The organism is Catellatospora aurea (assembly GCF_042663325.1).
Lineage (GTDB): Bacteria > Actinomycetota > Actinomycetes > Mycobacteriales > Micromonosporaceae > Catellatospora > Catellatospora aurea.
The window spans coordinates 59580-79267 of sequence record NZ_JBHTAC010000032.1; the positions used below are offsets into that span (position 1 = coordinate 59580).

The 19688-nt window shown below is 71.9% G+C and carries 15 protein-coding genes; 8 read left to right on the top strand and 7 right to left on the bottom strand.

Features of this window, described 5'->3' with window-relative positions:
- The first annotated feature begins 170 nt into the window (after nucleotides 1-170).
- From ACFQO7_RS26120 to ACFQO7_RS26130, 3 genes are all read left to right on the top strand, one after another.
- Nucleotides 171-1127, top strand: coding sequence for a hypothetical protein (locus ACFQO7_RS26120; RefSeq protein WP_376808838.1), 957 nt, complete (start codon nucleotides 171-173; stop codon nucleotides 1125-1127).
- Nucleotides 1128-1226: 99 nt separating this feature from the next.
- Nucleotides 1227-1718 carry a ribonuclease FAU-1 family protein gene (locus ACFQO7_RS26125; protein ID WP_376808839.1) on the top strand — a complete coding sequence of 164 codons (492 nt, stop codon included), beginning with the start codon at nucleotides 1227-1229 and terminating at the stop codon, nucleotides 1716-1718.
- A 101-nt stretch (nucleotides 1719-1819) separates the two neighbouring features.
- Entirely contained in the window at nucleotides 1820-2662 is an 843-nt protein-coding gene (locus tag ACFQO7_RS26130; protein ID WP_376808840.1) for a hypothetical protein, read from the top strand.
- Nucleotides 2663-2754: 92 nt separating this feature from the next.
- On the opposite strand, the gene ACFQO7_RS26135 is transcribed toward ACFQO7_RS26130, so the two are convergent.
- Nucleotides 2755-4050 carry an APC family permease gene (locus ACFQO7_RS26135; protein WP_376808841.1) on the bottom strand — a complete coding sequence of 432 codons (1296 nt, stop codon included), beginning with the start codon at nucleotides 4048-4050 and terminating at the stop codon, nucleotides 2755-2757.
- Nucleotides 4051-4121: 71 nt separating this feature from the next.
- On the opposite strand from ACFQO7_RS26135, the gene ACFQO7_RS26140 reads away from it, so the two are divergent.
- Nucleotides 4122-5096 (top strand): GlxA family transcriptional regulator, encoded by a 975-nt coding sequence (locus ACFQO7_RS26140; RefSeq protein ID WP_376808842.1) that lies wholly within the window; start codon nucleotides 4122-4124, stop codon nucleotides 5094-5096.
- Nucleotides 5097-5157: 61 nt separating this feature from the next.
- Entirely contained in the window at nucleotides 5158-5907 is a 750-nt protein-coding gene (locus tag ACFQO7_RS26145) for an alpha/beta hydrolase (RefSeq protein ID WP_376808843.1), read from the top strand.
- Between the two features lie 48 nt (nucleotides 5908-5955).
- Here ACFQO7_RS26145 and ACFQO7_RS26150 read toward each other — a convergent pair whose 3' ends face one another.
- The 4 genes from ACFQO7_RS26150 to ACFQO7_RS26165 all read right to left on the bottom strand — a co-directional run bounded on the left by ACFQO7_RS26150 (nucleotide 5956) and on the right by ACFQO7_RS26165 (nucleotide 10123).
- Complete coding sequence (locus tag ACFQO7_RS26150; protein ID WP_376808844.1) at nucleotides 5956-6522, bottom strand: GNAT family N-acetyltransferase; 567 nt, start codon at nucleotides 6520-6522, stop codon at nucleotides 5956-5958.
- A 99-nt stretch (nucleotides 6523-6621) separates the two neighbouring features.
- Nucleotides 6622-7479 carry a hypothetical protein gene (locus tag ACFQO7_RS26155; protein ID WP_376808845.1) on the bottom strand — a complete coding sequence of 286 codons (858 nt, stop codon included), beginning with the start codon at nucleotides 7477-7479 and terminating at the stop codon, nucleotides 6622-6624.
- A gap of 326 nt (nucleotides 7480-7805) precedes the next feature.
- Entirely contained in the window at nucleotides 7806-8234 is a 429-nt protein-coding gene (locus ACFQO7_RS26160; protein ID WP_376808846.1) for a hypothetical protein, read from the bottom strand.
- Between the two features lie 143 nt (nucleotides 8235-8377).
- Nucleotides 8378-10123 (bottom strand): glycosyl hydrolase family 18 protein, encoded by a 1746-nt coding sequence (locus ACFQO7_RS26165; RefSeq protein ID WP_376808847.1) that lies wholly within the window; start codon nucleotides 10121-10123, stop codon nucleotides 8378-8380.
- Between the two features lie 203 nt (nucleotides 10124-10326).
- Between ACFQO7_RS26165 and ACFQO7_RS26170 the strand changes: the two genes are divergently transcribed.
- Nucleotides 10327-11148 (top strand): NAD-dependent protein deacetylase, encoded by an 822-nt coding sequence (locus tag ACFQO7_RS26170; RefSeq protein WP_376808852.1) that lies wholly within the window; start codon nucleotides 10327-10329, stop codon nucleotides 11146-11148.
- Between the two features lie 175 nt (nucleotides 11149-11323).
- On the opposite strand, the gene ACFQO7_RS26175 is transcribed toward ACFQO7_RS26170, so the two are convergent.
- Both ACFQO7_RS26175 and ACFQO7_RS26180 read right to left on the bottom strand, forming a co-directional pair.
- Nucleotides 11324-12583: an FAD-binding protein gene (locus ACFQO7_RS26175; protein ID WP_376808848.1), complete on the bottom strand. Its 1260-nt coding sequence runs from the start codon at nucleotides 12581-12583 to the stop codon at nucleotides 11324-11326.
- Nucleotides 12584-12784: 201 nt separating this feature from the next.
- Nucleotides 12785-14191: a GH1 family beta-glucosidase gene (locus ACFQO7_RS26180; protein ID WP_376808849.1), complete on the bottom strand. Its 1407-nt coding sequence runs from the start codon at nucleotides 14189-14191 to the stop codon at nucleotides 12785-12787.
- A 298-nt stretch (nucleotides 14192-14489) separates the two neighbouring features.
- On the opposite strand from ACFQO7_RS26180, the gene ACFQO7_RS26185 reads away from it, so the two are divergent.
- Both ACFQO7_RS26185 and ACFQO7_RS26190 read left to right on the top strand, forming a co-directional pair.
- A complete protein-coding gene (locus ACFQO7_RS26185) occupies nucleotides 14490-17975 on the top strand; it encodes a discoidin domain-containing protein (protein ID WP_376808850.1) in 3486 nt (1161 codons plus the stop codon).
- Nucleotides 17976-18212: 237 nt separating this feature from the next.
- Complete coding sequence (locus tag ACFQO7_RS26190) at nucleotides 18213-19265, top strand: LacI family DNA-binding transcriptional regulator (protein WP_376808851.1); 1053 nt, start codon at nucleotides 18213-18215, stop codon at nucleotides 19263-19265.
- Nucleotides 19266-19688 lie beyond the last annotated feature (423 nt).

Below are 19688 nucleotides of genomic sequence, written 5' to 3' on the forward strand. Positions count from 1 at the left end.
TGTGCGCATCAACGGCACGTCCTGGCCGACGGGGGAGTCCTACCACCCCGACAAGGCCGGGCACGTCGGGTACGCGAACGCGGTGGAGACCGCGCTGCGTGCCTGACATTCATCGAAGTGTGTACCCGCGCAGGCTGGTGCGGCCGACACGGCGGCACTAGCCTGCGCGGGTGGGCAGTAGGCCGAACCACGCCGTGATCCGCGACGGCTCGCAGACGCTGTACTTCCCCGGCGACGCCGGGGACGGCCTCGACTACCTGCTCGCGCCCGGCCCCGACGTGGCGCTGCGGTGGCTGGCGCGGCTGGCCGGCCAGGCCGGCGACCGGTGGCCCGCCGACCCGCGCTGCCCGGCCGGTGTCCTGATCGACCCCGACCGGCGGGTGCTGCTGCTGTTCGCCACCGCGCTCGGCGACTACGCCTACCGCGCGGCCGTGCTGGACGCCTTCGCCCGCACCTGGTCTGGCTGGCAGATCCACTGGGCCTACGACGGCCTCGCCGACCTGGTCGACTACACCGGAGCGGAGCCTGCCGAGGCACGACCGCAGCTGGAGACGCCACGGCTGCCGCGCTACGACGGCCACGACCCCGAGCTGCCCCTGGCGGCGCTGGTCACGGTCGCGGGCGAGCACGGCTGCCGGGCGTACGGGCTGCGCCCCGACCTGGCCGCCGAGCAGCCGTTCCGGGCGGGTCCGGGGCTGGTGGACTGGCTCGCCGGCGGGGAGCCGCTGGAGTGGTGCGACGAGATCCCCAGCGCCGGCCTGCACCTGGACCCGGCGACCCGTTTCGCGGGCCTGTGGAGCATCCTGCCGCTGCACGGCCTGCGCGAGCAGTGGCCCGTGCTGTGGCCGGGATGGACGCTGGACTTCTGGGGCGACGCCTACCCCAGGCAGGTCGCGCTGTGCCCCGACGCGCTCGACGAGGTGCCCCGGGTGCAGGTCGAACCCGGCCTGCGCGAGCTGGCCCGGCGGCTGGTCGACCGCTGGCCGGTACGCTCGGCGCTGGCCGAGGCCGGGCTCGACGTGGACCGGCTGCACGTCCAGGACGTCGGCGGCATGCGGGCCATGCTCGACGTCGGGCTGACCGCCGACGAGCTGGCCCGGACCGTCGACGCCGTCATGGGCCGCTGAAAACTTCGGCGAGCGCCGCCGGGTGCCCGGTACGCTGCGTCAGCTGGAGATCTTTCCCGTGGGCCGTGCACCGTCCCGCGGCAGGTGGGGAGCGACGCGATGGGGCAGGCACTGGCCGTGGGCGACGTGATCGAGGTGCTCCTGCTCAAGGAGGACCGCGAGAAGATCCGCTACACCGCGGACGTGCTCGCCGACGACGGCACGCACCTCGTCGTCCGGGCCCCGTGGGCGGGCACGCAGGCCCGCGACTTCGGCTTCGTACGCTTCGAGCAGGGCGACGTGTTCACCGAGCACTTCTGGCGCGACCGCTGGTACGCGGTCAAGGAGGTGCGCGACGCGTCCGGCGTGCGCAAGGGCTGGTACTGCGACGTGACCCGCCCGGCCGTGCAGGACGGCGGCGTGCTCCGGGTCGCCGACCTCGATCTGGATCTGTGGGTGCCCGCCGACGGCGGTGCGCCGCTGCGCCTGGACGAGGACGAGTTCCTCGCCAGCGGATTGACCGAACGCGATCCATCCGCCGCCGCACGAGCCTGGCAGGCACTGTCCGACCTCGAAGAACTGGCCGCGGACCGGTTCGCCGCCCTGAGTTGACGCGCGTTGCCCCGATCGGCGGAAAAGTTGCCGACGCCGGGAACCGAACCGGACCCGGCACGGTCACAGGGGGCATGAAGGCTACGACTCTTGGACTCCGAGTGGCGCTCGCGTCGCTCGTGCTGCTGGCTGCCGGATGCGGGCGTGCGACCGACGCCGCCGACGGCGAGGGCGGCGGCTATTCGTTCCCCGGCGGCGACACCGTCGCGGTGCGCGTGGACCACGTCGGCGGCTTCGTGCCCGCGACCGTCAACCTGACCCGGCTGCCCGCCCTCAGCGTGTACGCGGACGGCCGCGTGATCAGCGAGGGCCCCACCACGATGGAGTATCCCGGCCGCGCGCTGCCCAACATCCAGCTGCGCCGGATCTCCAGCGGCGACGTGCAGGCGCTGGTCGCCAAGGCGCTGGAGGCCGGCGTCGGCAAGCCGACCGACTTCGGCACCCCGGGCGTCACCGACCTGCCCAACACCCGGATCGTCGTCACCACCGCCGCCGGCGTGAAGAAGACCGAGGTGTACGCGCTGCTCGACGACATGAGCCACGCCGGGCTGACCCCCGCCCAGGAGCAGGCGCGGCGCAAGCTGCTGGATCTCATCAAGGCGCTGACCGACCTGGACACCACGCTCGGCGCGGGCAAGGTCGGCCCGGTCGAGCAGTACGTCCCGACGAAGGTCGCCGCCGTCGCCGCCGCGTGGCAGGACCCGGGCGCCGGGGTCGACGCCGGTCCCGCCGTGGCGTGGCCGGGTCCGGCGCTGCCGGGCGCGTCGCTGGGCGAGGGTCTGAGCCTGGGCTGCGTGGTCGCCGACAAGGACGCGCCCGCGGTGCTCGCGGCCGCCGCCAAGGCCACCACGATCACCAAGTGGACCTCGGGCGGCAAGAACTGGACCGTCACCCTGCGTCCGCTGCTGCCCGACGAGACCGGCTGCGAATCCCTCGGCAAGTGACCGAGGCCGCCCCGCGGCCCTTTGACGAAGCCCCGCCCAGGCTGCCTCCCCGGCCCGGACGGGGCTTCGCCCATTCCCGACCGACCTCGGTCTCAGGCGGGGTGGGTGGTGGTGCGGTGGCGGTGGTAGAGCAGGGCGCCGGCGGTGAGGACGAGCGGCCAGAGCAGGTACCAGCCCGTGGCGGCCAGTAGGCCGACGACCGCGATCAGCGCGACCGCCGCGTGCTTGCGGGCGGCCGAGCCGCGCGGCAGCAGCCGCAGGGCCGAGGCCGCGCCCAGGGCGTACACGGCGACGAACGCCCCGGTGGCCAGCAGCACCAGCGGCTGCGCCCCGGTGCCGGTCAGCGCGACCGCGACCATGGCCACCGCGGACAGCCCCGACGTGACGGCCAGGCTGCGGTGGGGCACGTCACCTGCGCTCGCGCCGCGGGCCAGCCAGGCGGGCAGCGCCCCGTCGCGGCCCAGCGCCGCGCCGAGCTTGGCCGCGCTGCCGTAGTAGGCGTTCATGGTGCCGAAGGTCAGCAGCAGCGCGGCCGCCGCGGCCAGGGCGCTCGCCGGGCCGCCGAGCCCGATGGCGAGCAGCCGGGCCAGCGGCGCGTCGGCGGTGGCGTCGGGGCCGAGCACCAGGATGCCCGCCCCGGCCACGGCCAGGTACAGCACGCCGACCACCGCGACCGCGATGGCGGCGGCGCGGGGCAGGTCGCGCTCGGGCCGCCGGAAGTCCGCGGCCAGGTGGGTGATCGCCTCCCAGCCGGCGAAGCTCCACACCAGCAGCGCCGCCGCGGGGGCGATGGCGAGCCAGCCGTGCGGGGCGAACGGGCGCAGGTTGGAGGTGTCGCCGTGCGGGGCGGCGCTGAGCACGGCGGCGACGAGCAGCACGACCAGCAGCACCGCCAGCACGAGCTGGACCTTGCCGGAGACGGTGACGCCGAAGACGTTGGTGACGGTGACCGCGAGCATCAGCGCGGCCGCGGTGAGCAGCACGGTGCGCTGGCCGCCGCCGAGCGCGGCCTCGACGTACGCCCCGGCGAACATGGCGGCGGCGGGGGCTCCGGCGGGCACCGCGAAGTAGAAGCACCAGCCGATCGCCCCGGCGGCGCGAGGGCCGAAGGCCAGCCGGACGTAGGTGGAGACGCCGCCCGCGTCGGGATGGCGGGCGCCGAGCGCGGCGAAGGTCATGGCCAGCGGGATGGACAGCAGCACCAGGCCGAGCCAGGCGATCAGCGAGGCGGGCCCGGCGGCTTGCGCGGCGAGTGCGGGCAGGGCGATGACACCGGTGCCGAGCACGGCGCCGACGTAGAGCGCCGCGCCCTGGGCCGTGGTGAGCCGTCCGGCGTGCGCGGGGCCGGCCGCGGTGGGGGTCTGCGGCCTGGCGAGGGTCTCGGTCATGCTGTACAGCCTGTCTTGCGTGGGGTGATCACAACAGTGGCAGGAATGCCGCAGTGCGATAGGATTCTGCCATGAAGCGGCACGTGGTCGCCCTGGCGCTGACCGACGACATCCCCGTGTTCGAGCTGGCGGTGCCGTGCGAGGTGTTCGGCATCGACCGCTCCGATCTGGTGGATCCGTGGTACGAGCTGCGCCTGTGCGCCGCCGAGCCGGGTCCGCTGGCGGTGCGCGGCGGGCTGACCGTGCAGCCGCGATACGGCCTGGAGGGGCTCGCCGACGCCGACACGGTGATCATCCCGGCGTGCAACCGGATGGTGCAGTGCGGTCCTCCGCCGCCGGTCGTCGAGGCGGTGCGCCAGGCCCACGCCCGGGGCGCGCGTATCGCCTCCATCTGCAGCGGCGCGTACGTGCTGGCCGCGGCCGGCCTGCTGGACGGCAGGCGGGCCACCACGCACTGGATGAACATGGTCGACTTCGCCAACCGCTTCCCCGACGTGAAGGTCGATCAGGAGGTGCTCTACGTCGACGAGGGCGACGTGCTCACCTCGGCGGGCACCGGCGCTGGCATCGACCTGTGCCTGCACCTGGTGCGCAACGACTTCGGCGCGGCGGTGGCCAACGAGGTGGCCCGGCGCATGGTGGTGCCCCCGCACCGCGAGGGCGGGCAGGCCCAGTTCGCCCATCCGCTGGCGCGCGGCGAGGCCCGCTCGGAGATCGCGCCGGTGCTCGACTGGGCCCGCGACCGCCTCGACCAGCCGCTGACCGTCGCGCAGCTGGCCCAGCAGGCGCACCTGAGCCCGCGGACGTTCGCCCGCCGGTTCCGCGACAACCTGGGGGTCAGCCCGCTGCAGTGGGTCCTGGAGCAGCGCATTCGCCGGGCTCAGGAGCTGCTGGAGACGACCGACGAGCCGGTGGAGAAGATCGCGTGGCGCACCGGGTTCGGCACGGCGGTCAACATGCGCCAGCACTTCCGCCGCTTCACCTCGATCTCCCCGCAGACCTACCGCCAGACGTTCCGCCGTGCGCGCAGCCGCGCCGCCGGATAACAGTTAGGAAACTTTAGCGAAGGACCCCGCCGCGACCCCGGCCCACCGGGTCGAGGCCGGTATGAGAACAACGTGGAAGACCGCCGCCCTGGTGGCGCTGGCGGCGACGGTGCTGGGCCTGAGCGCGTGCGGTGGGGAGCAGCAGCCGGCGGCCGCACCCGATCCGTCCGCCGCGGCACGCCAGCGGGTGACCGACGACGCCGACGCGCCGTGTGTGAGCGACCCCGGCCAGCTCGTGGTGATCGAGAACGCGAAGCACGACCTGACCGCCGCCTGGCAGACCGGGCAGGGTGACACGGGCGTCGTACTGCTGCACCAGGTGGACGGCGGAATCTGCCAGTGGTCGGCGTTCGCGCGACTGCTGGTCGAGAAGGGAAACCGGGCCCTGTCGGTCGACGTGGACTCCCGCGACGCGGTCGAGTTCGCCCAGGCCGCCGTCGCCCACCTGCGCGCGCAGGGGACCAAGCGGGTCTTCGTCTTCGGCGCGTCGCGTGGCGGCACCATCGCCCTGGCCGCGGCAGCGGGCGTGACCCCGCCCGTGGACGGCGTGGCCAGCCTTTCCGCGCCCACCGTGTACGACGCCGACGCCCGCGCCGCCGTGGCGAAGCTGCCCGTCCCGGTCGTCTTCGCGGCGGGCGCGAACGAGGCCCGCTTCGCCGACGCCGCCCGCGAACTGCACCAGCTGTCGGTCTCGGCGCACAAGAAGCTGGTGCTGCCCAGCTCCTCCCGGCACGGCGTCGGCCTGCTCGACGACGCGATGAACACCCTGCTGCTGGCCTTCCTGGCCGATCCGGCGGCGGCGACCGCCTGACGGGCCACACCGGGCCGGTCGGATCGGCGGACCGACCGGCCCGAGCGCTCACCCCGCGGCGCGGCCCGCCGCCCACTCGTCGTAGCGCAGCTCGTACTCCACGTCGCCGTGCTCGCCGCCCTCGATCTGGTCCGGCCAGTCGAGGAAGAACGTGCGCAGGAAGCGCAGGCCGGTCTTCTCCATCACCCGGCGCGAGCCGGCGTTGACCGTCATCGTGTTCGCCGTGACCCGGCGCATGCCCAGCTCCGCGAAACCCTTGTCCACCAGCGCCCGCGAGCCTTCCGTGGCGTAACCCTCGCCCCACGCCGCCCGCCGCAGCCGGTAGCCCAGCTCGGCGGTGCCGGGTTCGGCCGGGTCGGCGGTCAGCGCGAACCAGCCCAGGAACGCCCCCGTCGCTTTCTCGACCGCCGCCCACCGGCCGAAGCCGGGAGACTCGTCGTACTGGGCGAGCCAGCGGGGGAGCAGTTCGTCACGGATCTCTTCGCGGGGTGTGGGCCTGCCGCCGTTGATGTACCGGGTGACCGCCGGATCGGCGTCGAGGTCGTACAGCGCGTCCACGTCGTCGGGGGTGAACCGGCGCAGGACCAGCCGCGCCGTCTCCAGGTAGCTCGCCACCGGCGCATCCTCGCACGCCCACGACCTGCCGCCACGCGGAATAAGCCGGACGGCCGCGTCCCGGTGGTGGGACGCGGCCGTCCGGCCGTGCGGCTCCGCTCAGGAGAACATCTTCTTGAGCGCGGCGTCGACCGAGGCGGTGTCCGGCGACGCGTACGACTTCAGTGTCTCCTTGTTGTAGGTCAGGAAGGACGGGCAGCGGTTGGCGGGGGCGTTGACGGTGCCGCCGTCGCCGATCTTCTCGCCGGTCCGGGCGTTGTGGAAGGTCAGCGTGTAGCGCGAGGACAGGTAGTCGACGGTCAGCTTCTTGCCGTCACTGGCCTTGACTTCGCACTTCTGGCCGGCGGCCTCGCTGCCTTCGACGTAGCGCAGGCAGCCGACGACGCTGACCTGCGCGTAGTCGGCCGACTTGGCGTAGTACGACGCCCGCGAGTCGATGGACTTGTAGCTCCAGCCGGTCGGCCGGGTCGGGCTGTTGGCGAAGACGTACGCCTTGGCCGAGGCCGGGGTGGTGTACTCGGCCGCGTTGAGGATCGCGCCGCCGGAGCACACGTCGCCGAAGTCGCTGGAGGAGTCCGCGGTGATCGCGTTGTTGTTGCCCGGCGGCGGGGCCGCCGCGGACGTCCCGGGTGTGGAGGTGCGCGTCGGCGTGGTCGGCACGACCGGGTCGTCGTCGGCGTTCGCGAGCACCGCCACGCCGATCGCGCACAGGATCAGCAGCAGCACCGCGGCGACGGCGATGATGCCGATGATGAGGCCCTTGTTGGACTTGGCCGGCGGCTGCTGCGCGTAGCCGGGCTGGCCGTAGGGCTGCTGCCCGTAGGCGGGCTGCCCGCTGTACGGCTGGCCCGGCGCGCCGTACTGCTGCGGCGGGACGGGCGGCGGCGAGACCGGCTGCCCGTACGGATCGCTGGGCGGGCGGTACGGGTCGGGCTGCTGGGCGTAGGGGTCGCTCACGTGTGGGTCCATTCACCTGATCTGCGGGGTTCAAACCAACGTCTGAGGACCGTAATGAACCCGTGCCACCGCTGATGACTCCGCGACGACGCCGACCGGCGGGAGGCCGTTTCCGGGGTGGGGTGGCGGCCGGCCCGCGCGCGGCGGACGCGTGTTCGGCTCCGCGACCGTAAGGGCAGGTAGACGCTGGAGGAGAGGCCCGCGTCAGTGGGGATCGGACATTCCCGCGCGGCTCGCCGGCCGCGGTTCACCGTCATGACGAAAAGTGACAGAGGTCACTTTCTTCGGCGGCAGATTCTTCCGACCTGTGAGACGTCGTCCACCGGTCAGGAGTCGCCCCACGGGTTCAGTGCCCCGGTGGCCTCACCGCAGGTGGCGCTGACCCAGCCCTGCGGCGTGCCGTAGAAGTTGGTGCTCTGCCCCCGGTGGTAGCCGTCCTCGTCGACAGTCGCGACATACGGACCGAACGCACCGGGGCCTCCGGCGCTGTCGAAGGTGCAGCGCACCGTGCTGCCGGGCGCGAATCCGGCCAGTTGCACACCGACGTTCGCGCACGAAGACCCCGGGCACCGCGGGTCCTGCGGCGGGTCGCCGCGGAAGACCGTGACCGTGGGCTTCGCGCCGTCCTGGAACGGCGGCCACTTCACCGCGGCGGCCAGCGACAGGTAGGCCAGGATCGTGCCGACGACGGTGGCCGCGATGGTGACGACGGCGCTCGTGCGCCTTAACGGGGCCGGGGATTCCGCGCTCGACATCTGCTGACTCCTGGTGACGAAGGGCTGACCGGATGGTACGCAGCGCGCGCGCTCAGCCGTTCGGCCAGGTGTTCGTCCACCGGGGACGGGAGAGCGGCAGGCGCCCCGTGGGAAAGGCGCCTGCCGCTCCGATGTGGGGTGCGTCAGCCGAGGCCGTTGCGCATGGCCGTGATCAGTTCACCGTTGGTGGTGTCGCCGGACAGTTCCCAGAAGAAGCCGCCGCCGAGGCCCTGGTTGTTGGCGTACGACATCTTCCCGCCGATGGTCGCCGGGGTGTCGTAGCTCCACCAGTTGCTGCCGCACTTGGCGTACGCCGTGCCCGCGATGGTTCCGGTCGTCGGGCAGCTGTTCTTGAGCACCTTGTAGTCCTCGATGCCGGCCTCGTAGGTGCCCGGCGCAGCCCCGGTGGCGGTGCCGCCCGGTGTGGCCTGGGTGACCCCGGTCCAACCGCGACCGTAGAAGCCGATGCCCAGCAGCAGTTTCGCCGCCGGAACGCCCTTGCCCTTGAGTTTCTGGATGGCGGCGTCGGAGTTGAACCCGGCCTGCGGAATGCCCGTGTACGACGTCAGCGGCGAGTGCGGGGCGGTCGGGCCCTGCGGGTTGAACGCGCCGAAGTAGTCGTACGTCATCACGTTGTACCAGTTCAGGTACTGCGCGGCGGCGTTGTAGTCGGTGGCGTCGATCTTGCCGCCGCTGCTGCCGTCCGCGGTGATCGCGGCGGTGACCAGGTAGCTGCTGCCGAACCTGTTGCGCAGCGCCTGCATCAGGTTCCGGAAGGCCAGCGGTCCGCTGCTGTCGCAGGACAGGCCGCAGGCGTTCGGGTACTCCCAGTCGATGTCGATGCCGTCGAACACGTCGGCCCAGCGCGGGTCCTCGACCAGGTTGTAGCAGCTGTTCGCGAACGCGGTCGGGTTCTGCGCGGCCTGGCCGAACCCGCCGGACCAGGTCCAGCCGCCGAACGACCACAGCACCTTGATGTTCGGGTACGCCTTCTTGAGCTTGCGCAGCTGGTTGAAGCTGCCGCGCAGCGCGCCGGCGTCCCAGGTGTCGGCGACGCCGTCCACGCTCTCGGCCGCGCTGTAGGCGCGGTCGTAGTCGGCGTAGGAGTCACCGATCGTGCACTGCCCGTTGGTCACGTTGCCGAACGCGTAGTTGATGTGCGTCAGCTTCGCGGCCGAACCGCTGGTCACCATGTTCTTGACGTGGTAGTTGCGCTGGTAGACGCCCCACTCCACGAAGTAGCCGAGCAGCTTCTTGCCGCCGGGCGGCGCGGTCGGCCCGGACGGGGACGGCTGCGGCGGGGAGGGCGACGTGCTCGGCGAGGCGCTGGGCCGCGGCGGGCTGGGCGACGCGGTCGGGCTCGGCGGGTTGCTCGGCGGGGTGCCGGGGCCGTCGAGGGAGAAGTCGTCGGCCTGGTACGCGGCCAGGCCGTACCAGCCGTGCACGTTGACGGTCAGCGAGGTCTGCCCGGCGGCCGTGGTCAGGTTCAGGCTGAGCTTGGTCCAGGCGTTCGCGGCGGCCGGGTTCCAGGTCTCGGTGCCGCCGGTGTAGCCGAGGTACACGTAGCCGCCGCCGCCGCGTACCCAGGCGCTGAGCACGTACGCGGTGTTGGGCAGCACGGTGACGGTCTGGCTGCACTGGGCGTGGTTGGAGCCGTTGGGCGAACCCTGCAGCGCCCGGGTGCCGGCGTGCACGGGGGTGGTGACGACGCTGCCGAGCCCGGCGCTGCAGCTCCACGGGGACAGGCTGCCGGTCTCCAGGCCCGGGTTGGCGATCAGGTTGGCCGCGTTGGCGGCGGACGAGATGGCCAGTGATGCGCCCATCGCGACGACGGTGGCGGCCGCGGCCGCGAATATCCGGGTGCGAAGGCTCTGAACGGGGCGTTTCATGAGCTACCACCTACCTTGGGGGAGTGCAGGCTTACTTCATGTAATCGCCAACATAAATTAAACAAACCTAATAGTAAAGACGGTCATCAATGATCTATTGCGCGGTGCCCCGCGCGTGACGCTCGCCGCTGGTCAGGGGATGAGCGTCGAGGCAGCATGGTGGGGTGCATGCCACGAAAGAGCGTGTCGCGGAACTCGCCGCGATGATGGCCGAGGGCGGCGTCGCGGTGCTCAGCGGCGCGGGTCTGTCCACCGAGTCCGGCATCCCCGACTACCGCGGACCGGACGGGGTGCAGCGCCGCCACGCGCCCATGACGTACCAGGCCTTCACTCGCGAACCGCAGTCCCGGACCCGCTACTGGGCGCGCAGCCACCTCGGCTGGCGCACCATCGCCCGCGCCTCACCCAACACCGGCCACGAGGCGGTCGCCGCGCTGCAGCGCCACGGCGTGCTCTCCGGCGTCGTCACCCAGAACGTCGACGGCCTGCACCAGGCCGCCGGGGCCGACGGCGTCATCGAGCTGCACGGCAGCCTGGACCGGGTGATCTGCCTCGGCTGCGGCGAGGTCACCCCGCGCGCCGACCTCGACCGGCGGCTGCACCACGCCAACCCCGGCTTCTCCGCCCGCATCACCGCCGTGCACCCCGACGGCGACGTCGAGTTCGGCGACGACGAACTGGCCGGCTTCGGCACCGTCGACTGCGCCGGCTGCCCCGGCGGCATGCTCAAGCCCGACGTCGTCTTCTTCGGCGAGACCGTGCCGCCCGCCCGCGTACAGCAGTGCTTCGACCTCGTCGAACGCTCCCGCCTGCTCCTGGTCCTCGGCTCCTCGCTGACCGTCATGTCCGGCCGCCGCTTCGTCATCCGCGCCGTCAAACTCGGCATCCCCGTCGCCATCGTCAACCGCGGTGCCACCCGCTCCGACGCCCAGGCCACCCTCACCCTCGACGCCCCCCTGGGCCAAGCCCTCCCCACCCTCCTCCACCACCTCACCGGCCACCACCTCACCCCCCTCCCGGGTTGATCATGGCTCCCGGGTTGATCATGAACTTATGGGCAGGCTCGACCGTGTGTCGCGCCCACAACTTCATGATCGATCTAGCGGGTGGCCGGTCAGGGTCGTCGGGTAGGCCGGACGGCTGAGGTGATCATGAGATTGTGCCCATGGCGCGCCGTCGAGCCGTGCCATAAGTTCATGATCAACTCGGCAGGGCGGGGGTGGGCAGGTAGCGGTCGAGGAAGGGGTTGCGGAACTTGCCCGCGGGGTCGAGGCGGGTGGCCAGGGCGGTGAAGGCGGGCAGGTGGGGGTACTGGGCGCGGACCAGGGCGGGTTCGAGGCCGAAGAGCTTGCCCCAGTGGGGGCGGGCGCCCAAGGGGATCAGGCGGTCCTCGACGGCGGCGACGACCGGGGCGACAGCGGCCTCGTCGGCGATCCAGGTGAAGTGGAACGCGATGCTGTCGCGGCCCTGCGCGGGGCTCAGCCAGAGGTCGTCCGCGGCGATGCTGCGGATCTCGGACACCTGCACCACCAGCGCGATCCGGTCGGCGATCGTGTGCAGGGCGGCCAGTGCCTCCAGCGCCCGCGAGCGCGGCACGAAGTACTCCGACTGCAGTTCGTCGCCCGCGCTCGGGGTGAAGTCGAGCCGGAAATGCGGCAGCCGCTCGTGCCACGGGCCGGGCTCGCCCCGCTGGGCTGTGCAGTGCACCGGCGACATCGTGACGATCGGGTGCCGGGGTCCGTCGGCCGGGCGCGCCCCGAACAGGTCCGCGCCGAGCGGCTCGGCGTCGGCGTGCTGCTTGAGCCAGACCTGCTCGACGTCCGGCCCGCGCCAGCGGGTGAACAGGCTGACGCTGTACGCCGCCCCGAACACCTCGTCGAAGTGGTCCTCCAGCGCGGTGCGGGGCAGGTGCTCGTACACGTGCTGGCGCACGTCGAAGGTCGGCAACACGTCGAGGGTCAGCGCGGTGACGACGCCCAGCGCGCCGAGCGACACCACGCTGCCCGGCAGGTCGGCGTCGTCGACCTCGATCAGGTCGCCGTCGGCGGTGACCAGCTCGATGCCGCGTACCGCGGTGGCCAGGTTGCCGTTGCGATCGCCGGAACCGTGCGTGCCCGTCGCGACCGCGCCCGCGATCGAGATGTGTGGCAGCGAACCCAGGTTGTGCAGCGCGTACCCGTGCCGGTGCAGGTACGGCGCGAGCTCGCCGTACCGGGTGCCCGCCGAGACACGCACCGTGGAGCGCGCCCGGTCCAGGTCGGCGATCCGCGGCAGCCGGGCCGCGGTGACCAGGTCGTGCGGGGTGTCCGCGATGCGGTTGAACGAGTGCCCGGTGCCCAGCGCCCGCACGTGCCGCGCCCCCGCGACAGCCGCCCGCAGCTCGTCCACCGTGGACGGCCGGTGCAGCCGCGCCGCACTGAACGTGACATTGCCGGCCCAGTTGGTCCCGTCAGTGGCCATGAACCTGAGCCTAGATCACATCCCGCCCCGCCGATCTTCCGCGCCGCAACTCTTAAAGAGTCGCGCCTTCGCGACGGTCGCGAAGGCGCGACTCTTTAAGAGTTGCGGCAGGTGGGAGGGGGGAGGAGGGGGGCGGGCGGCGTCGCCTGAGAGGTCGACGACGCCGCCCGGTTCTGACATCGGCCCAGCCCCGGGCCGGTGTCAGGCCGCGATGCCGCCGGCGTGGATCACATCGCGGTACCAGCGCGCGCTGTCCTTCAGTAGGCGCTGCTGGGTGTCGTAGTCGACGCGGACGATGCCGAAGCGCTTGCCGTAGCCGAACGCCCACTCGAAGTTGTCGAGCAGCGACCACACGAAGTAGCCGCGCAGGTCGGCCCCGGCGGTCATCGCCTCGTGCGCCGCGGCGAGGTGGGCGCGCAGGTAGGCGATGCGCTCGTCGTCGCGGACGCGGCCGTCGGCGTCGACCTGGTCGTGGTAGGCCGCGCCGTTCTCGGTGACGTACAGCGGCAGGTCCGGGAAGCGGCGGTGCACGCCGATGAGCACGTCGCGCAGGCCGGTCGGGTCGACGGTCCAGCCCATCTCGGTGCGCGGGCCGGGGGTCTGGTGGAACGTGATGTCCTGGCTGGCCGGGTACACCGACGGTTCCTCGTGTGGCGTGGCCGCGGCGCTGACCAGGTCGGGGGCGTAGTAGTTGACGCCCAGCGCGTCGATCGGCGCGGATATCACGGCCAGGTCGCCGTCGCGCACGAAGGACCAGTCGCTGACGGCCGCGGTGTCGGCCATGACGTCGGCCGGGTACGCCCCCGTCATGATCGGGTCGAGGTAGATGCGGTTGAGCAGGCCGTCGATGCGCCGGGCGGCGTCGCGGTCGCCGGCCGAGTCGGTCAGCGAGCGCACCGCGCCCTGGTTGAGGGCGATGGACACCTGCGCCGTCGGCACCGCCGCGCGCAGCGCCTGCACGGCCAGGCCGTGGCCGAGCAGCAGGTGGTGCGTCGCCAGCAGCGCGTCGGCGGGGTTCTTGCGGCCGGGGGCGTGGAAGCCCGCGCCGTAGCCGAGGAACGCCGAGCACCACGGCTCGTTGAGGGTGCACCACAGCTTGACCCGGTCGCCGAGCCGCGCCGCGACGACGGCCGCGTAGTCGGCAAAGCGCAGCGCGGTGTCACGGGCGGTCCAGCCGCCGCGGTCCTCCAGCTCCTGCGGCAGGTCCCAGTGGTAGAGCGTGGCCGCGGGCTTGATCCCGGCGGTCAGCAGCTCGTCGACGAGCCGGTCGTAGAACGCGATGCCGGCCGGGTTCTCCCCGGACCGCCCACCGGGCTGCACACGCGGCCAGGACACCGAGAACCGGTACGCCGACAGCCCGATCTCGCGCATCAGCGCGACGTCCTCGCGGTAGCGGTGGTAGTGGTCGGCGGCGACGTCGCCGGTGTGCCCGTCGACCACCAGGCCCGGGGTGGCGCAGAAGGTGTCCCAGATCGACGCGGTGCGGCCGTCGTCGGCCACGGCGCCTTCGATCTGGTACGCGGCGGTGGCCGCCCCCCACCAGAAGTCGGGTGGAAACCGCAGCTCCTGCGCGGTGGCTGCGGCTGGTGCCTCGGTCTGGGTGGGCATGGGTTCCCTTTCGTGGAAACGGGCCGGCGGGAGAGCACCACCGGGAAACGCGATGGAGAGCGCTCTCCGAATGAGTCCCAGGCTCCCGGCAACGGGCCGCCGATGTCAAGAGCGGCTAGCCCCGTGGCGATGAGGGAATCGATGAGTCGGCATACAAATCGCTCTCATGCGGACAGTTCGGCATAGCCGGCAGTCGCTGTCTTGACAGCGGGGAAATGTCGGCGTAACACTCGGAGAGCGCTCTCCACCTCACGGCCCTCCGGCCGGAGCTCTCCCCGTTGCAACAGGTAGGAGCCCCATGACCCCCGTCAGTCACCGCCCGGGTGCGCGGCATCTCGCCCGCCGCTGGCGGATAGCCATACCCATCGCGGTCACCACGGTCATCTCATCCCTCGCGCTGGTCATCCCGTTCACCAGCGCCAGCGCCGCCGACTCGCTGATCTCGCAGGGCAAGCCCGTCACCGCGTCCTCGGTGCAGGGCGCGGACCTGGCCGCCGCCAACGCGGTGGACGGCAACTCCGGCACCCGCTGGGGCAGCGAGTGGAGCGACCCGCAGTGGATCCGCGTCGACCTCGGCCAGACCGCCTCGATCAGCCAGGTGATCCTGGAATGGGAGGGCGCCTACGGCCGCTCGTTCCAGATCCAGACCTCGGCCGACGACGTGAACTGGACGCCGGTCTACACGACCACCACCGGCCCCGGCGGCACGCAGACCCTCAACGTCACCGGCTCCGGCCGGTACGTGCGCATGCACGGCACGGTGCGCAACAGCGGCTACGGCTACTCGCTGTACGAGTTCAAGGTCATCGGCTCGTTCGGGCCCGCCCCCAGCCCGAGCGCCAACCCGGGCGCGTGCGGCACCACGAACGTCGCCCAGGGCAAGACCGCCACCGCCTCCTCGATCGAGGGTGCGGGCACCCCCGCCTCGGCGGCCGTCGACGGCAACGCCGGCACCCGCTGGTCCAGCGTGTACAGCGACCCGCAGTGGCTGCAGATCGACCTCGGCAGCACGCAGAGCATCTGCCAGGTGGTGCTGCAGTGGGAGGGCGCGTACGCGACCGCCTTCCAGCTGCAGACCTCGGCCACCGGCACCGGCGGCTGGACGAGCATCTACAGCACCACCACCGGCCCCGGCGGCACCCAGACCCTCAACGTCGGCGGCTCCGGCCGGTACCTGCGCATGTACGGCACCACCCGCGCCAACGGCTACGGCTACTCCCTGTGGGAGTTCAAGGTCTTCACCGGCGGCATCGTGACCTCCCCGTCGCCCAGCCCCAGCACCCCGCCCAGCCCCAGCCCGTCGGGCAACTGGACCACGGTCTGGGAGGAGAACTTCGACGGCGCGGCCGGCACCTCCCCGAACGCGGCGAACTGGCTCATGCGCACCGGCACGCAGTACCCGGGCGGCGCGGCTAACTGGGGGACCGGCGAGATCGAGACCGCCAGCAACTCCACCGCCAACGTCTACCTCACCGGTGACGGCAAGCTGAACATCAAGGCGATCCGTGACGGCGCGGGCGCGTGGACCTCGGGCCGGCTGGAGACCCAGCGCACCGACTTCGCCCCGCAGCCGGGCGAGCTGCTGCGCTTCTCCGCCGTCATCCAGCAGCCCAACGTGGCCAACGGCCTGGGCTACTGGCCGGCGTTCCGGGCCACCGGCGCGGCATACCGCGGCAACTTCAACAACTGGCCGGGCGTCGGCGAGACCGACATCATGAGCGGCGTCAACGGCCGCAGCCAGCTGTCCAACACCCTGCACTGCGGCACCGCCCCCGACGGGCCGTGCGGGGAGTACAACGGGCGCACCTCGGGCCTGGCGACCTGCCTCGGCTGCCAGACCGCGTTCCACGAGTACGCGCAGGTCATCGACCGCACCAAGACCGACGAGGAGATCCGCTTCTACCTCGACGGCCGGCAGACCTGGGTCGTGCGGGAGAGCCAGGTCGGCGTGGCCGCCTGGCAGGCCGCCGTGCACCACGGCTTCTACCTGCGGCTCGACCTGGCCATGGGCGGCCTCTACCCGAACGCCATCGCGGGCGAGACCGTGCCCACCTCGGAGACCACCTCCGGCGGCGTGCTCGCCGTCGACAAGGTCACCGTGTCCAAGCAGGTCGGGACCACGGCTCCGGCGATGACCGACCCGGCGATCCCGGCCGGCCCGAGCGTCGTGCGGGTCACCGGCACGCAGGGCAACTGGCAGCTCCAGGTCAACGGGGCGGCGTACCTGGTCAAGGGCCTCACCTACGGCCCGCCGCAGGGCGCGGCCGACGGCTACATGCGCGACCTGAAGAACATGGGCGTCAACACGATCCGCACCTGGGGCGTGGACGACACGCAGACCCCGGTGCTGCTCAACACCGCCGCCCGGCAGGGCATCAAGGTGATCGTCGGGCACTGGCTCAACCAGGGCGCGGACTACGTCAACGACACCGCGTACAAGACCAGCGTCAAGGCCGAGATCGTGGCCCGGGTCAACGCGCTCAAGAACAACCAGGGCGTGCTGATGTGGGACGTCGGCAACGAGGTGCTGCTCACCATGCAGGACTTCGGGCTGCCGGCCGCCGAGGTCGAGGCCAGGCGCAACGCGTACGCCGCGTTCGTCAACGAGGTCGCCGTGGCGATCCACGCCGCGGACCCCAACCACCCGGTCACCTCGACCGACGCGTGGGTCGGCGCGTGGCCGTACTACAAGAACAACTCGCCCGCGCTCGACATCTACGGCATCAACTCCTACGGCGCGGTCGGCGGCCTCAAGCAGGCGTGGATCGACGGCGGCTACACCAAGCCGTACGTGCTCACCGAGGGCGGCCCGGACGGCGAGTGGGAGGTGCCCAACGACCTCAACGGAGTGCCGACCGAGCCCACCGACCTGCAGAAGCGGGCGCAGTACACGGCGAGCTGGAACGCCATCCTCAGCCACCCGGGCGTCGCGCTCGGGGCCACCGAGTTCCACTACGGCCTGGAGAACGACTTCGGCGGCGTCTGGCTCAACACGCTGACCGGCGGCTGGCGCCGCCACGGCTGGCACGCGCTCAAGCAGGCCTACAGCGGCACGGCCTCGGCCAACACCCCGCCGGAGATCACCAGCCTGACCCTGTCGAACCAGACGTCGATCCCGGCCGGCAGCCAGTTCACGCTGTACGTCGGCGCGAGCGATCCGCAGGGCGACCTGCTGCGGTACAACATCATGTACAGCAACAAGCACATCAACGGCAACCGCGGCTTCGACAACGTGCGGTTCACCCAGCTGGGCGGCAGCAACGAGTTCTCGGTGACCGCGCCGCAGCAGATGGGCGTCTGGAAGATCTACGTGTACGTGTTCGACGGCCACGGCAACGTGGGCATCGAGCAGAAGTCGATCCGGGTCGTCGCGCCGACGGTGCCGGGCACGAACATCGCCCAGGGCCGCCCCGCGACCGCCTCGACGTACCAGCCGACCGGGACCAACGGCCCGCAGCTGCCCTCCTACGCCGTGGACAACAACTACGGCACCCGCTGGGCCAGCGAATGGGTCGCCACCGCGTGGCTGCAGGTGGACCTGGGCTCGGTGAAGACGTTCAACAACGTCCTGCTCGGCTGGGAGGCGGCGTACGCCAAGTCCTACCAGATCCAGGTCTCCAACGACGGGACCAACTGGAGCACGGTCTACTCGACCACCGCCGGCAACGGCGGGTTCGACATCCTCCCGGTCACCGCGACCGGCCGTTATGTCCGTATGAACGGCCTGGACCGGGCCACCACGTACGGCTACTCACTGTGGGAGTTCGGCGTCTACCAGAGCTGACGCCGGATTGCTCACCGGGTGCGGCGGGTGGAGGCATCGACCCGCCCGCCGCACCATCACGCTCTCGCACGTTGCGTGATCGCTCGACCTGCCAGGCACCGGGGCGTATCTTGAAGCGCCTTTCGCCCACCTGCCCGGCAAGTCGGGCGATCGTGGCGCGCGGCGCCCGGCGGAAGGGCGTAAATCCGGGCAGGTCGGGAGCGGAGAGCGCTCTCCCTTTGTGCTATAAAGACGTTCATGACCAGTGACCAGACGCCGGCGCAGCGGCTGCCGACGCTCGAGGACGTCGCGCAGGTGGCGGGCGTCTCCAGGGCCACCGTCTCGCGGGTGATCAACAACATCCGCAACGTCGACCCGCAGCTGCACAAGGTCGTCTGGGACGCGGTCACCGCCACCGGCTACGTGCCCAACCGGGCGGCGCGGTCACTGGTCACCGGCCGCACCGGCGCGATCGCCCTGGTCGTCTCCGAGGCGGAGAACCGGGCCGCGGACGATCCGTTCCTCGGCCGGTTCTTCTCCGACCCCTTCTTCGGCCGGGTGGTCGGCGGCGTGCTCAGCGTGCTGCGACCGTCCGGGGTGCACCTGGCACTGGTGCTCGCCGGTGACGAGGACGCCTGTGCCAAAGTCGTCTCCGACGTGCGCCAGGGGCAGGTCGACGGCGTTGTGGTGCTGTCCCTGCACCCGCACGACCCGCTGCCCCGGATGCTCGCCGACGCCGCGGTGCCCGCCGTGCTGTACGGCCGACCCGCCGCGCCCATGCCGATCAGCTACGTCGACGTCGCCACGTACCAGGGCGCGAAGCTGGCCGCGGACCACCTGGTCGCGCGCGGCTGCCAGCACGTGGCCACCATCTCCGGCTCGGTGGACATGCCGGCCGGCGTGGACCGCCTCAACGGCTTCCGCGAGGCGATGGCCAAGCAGGGCGTCGCGTACGTGCCCTCCTACGACGGCGGCTTCACTCAAGAGGGCGGCGAGCGCGCCATGGAGCGCCTGCTGACCGAGCACCCCGAGGTCGACGGCGTCTTCGTGGCCAGCGACGTGATGGCCCAGGGCGCCATGATGGTGCTGCGCGACCACGGCAAGACCGTGCCCGACGACGTCGCCGTCATCGGCTTCGACGACAGCAGCGCGGCCCTGTCCAGCCGCCCCCCGCTCACCACGGTCCGCCAGCCGGTCGAGGACATGGCCGCCGAGATGGCCCGCCTCCTCCTCACCCGCATAGACTCCCGCGCCAACCGGACCACCAGCGTCATCTTCGACCCCGACCTGGTCCACCGCGCCTCCGCCTGACCCCCGCCCTCCGCGCCCGGCCGCCATCCGCCCCGCGCCGGATCACCGTTTCCCGTTGATCATGAACTTATGGCAAGGCTCGGCGGTGTGTCGTGGCCACAACTTCATGATCAACTCGGGCCGATCGTGCTCGTGGTGAGCTGTGGCCTGCGCCGATGTCTGGTTCTGTAACAGCACGGCAACTGACTCTTGACAGGACTTGGCGGCGGGGCGATGCTCTGGCGTGGGAGAGCGCTCTCCGGTAGAGCGCTCTCACGAAGCTCCTCTGCACGTTACCCCAAAAGAACGCACCATCCCTTCCTGTGTTTGGAGGAAAAGCATGCGTCCAGCCCTGAACGGCGGAAGCCTGCGCCGCCGCGCCCTCGTGGTCGCGGGCCCGCTGCTCGCGACCGCGCTCGTGCTCGGCACCGCGGCCTGCGGTGG

What these genes read in the sequence shown, in the direction of transcription:
- ACFQO7_RS26145 (WP_376808843.1), top strand. Translation starts at nt 5,158, where the DNA reads ATGAGAACAACGTGGAAGACCGCCGCCCTGGTGGCGCTGGCGGCGACG.
- ACFQO7_RS26185 (WP_376808850.1), top strand. Translation starts at nt 14,490, where the DNA reads ATGACCCCCGTCAGTCACCGCCCGGGTGCGCGGCATCTCGCCCGCCGC.
- ACFQO7_RS26175 (WP_376808848.1), bottom strand. Translation starts at nt 12,583, where the DNA reads ATGGCCACTGACGGGACCAACTGGGCCGGCAATGTCACGTTCAGTGCG.
- ACFQO7_RS26140 (WP_376808842.1), top strand. Translation starts at nt 4,122, where the DNA reads ATGAAGCGGCACGTGGTCGCCCTGGCGCTGACCGACGACATCCCCGTG.
- ACFQO7_RS26170 (WP_376808852.1), top strand. Translation starts at nt 10,327, where the DNA reads ATGATGGCCGAGGGCGGCGTCGCGGTGCTCAGCGGCGCGGGTCTGTCC.
- ACFQO7_RS26190 (WP_376808851.1), top strand. Translation starts at nt 18,213, where the DNA reads ATGACCAGTGACCAGACGCCGGCGCAGCGGCTGCCGACGCTCGAGGAC.
- ACFQO7_RS26180 (WP_376808849.1), bottom strand. Translation starts at nt 14,191, where the DNA reads ATGCCCACCCAGACCGAGGCACCAGCCGCAGCCACCGCGCAGGAGCTG.
- ACFQO7_RS26135 (WP_376808841.1), bottom strand. Translation starts at nt 4,050, where the DNA reads ATGACCGAGACCCTCGCCAGGCCGCAGACCCCCACCGCGGCCGGCCCC.
- ACFQO7_RS26160 (WP_376808846.1), bottom strand. Translation starts at nt 8,234, where the DNA reads ATGTCGAGCGCGGAATCCCCGGCCCCGTTAAGGCGCACGAGCGCCGTC.
- ACFQO7_RS26125 (WP_376808839.1), top strand. Translation starts at nt 1,227, where the DNA reads ATGGGGCAGGCACTGGCCGTGGGCGACGTGATCGAGGTGCTCCTGCTC.
- ACFQO7_RS26165 (WP_376808847.1), bottom strand. Translation starts at nt 10,123, where the DNA reads ATGAAACGCCCCGTTCAGAGCCTTCGCACCCGGATATTCGCGGCCGCG.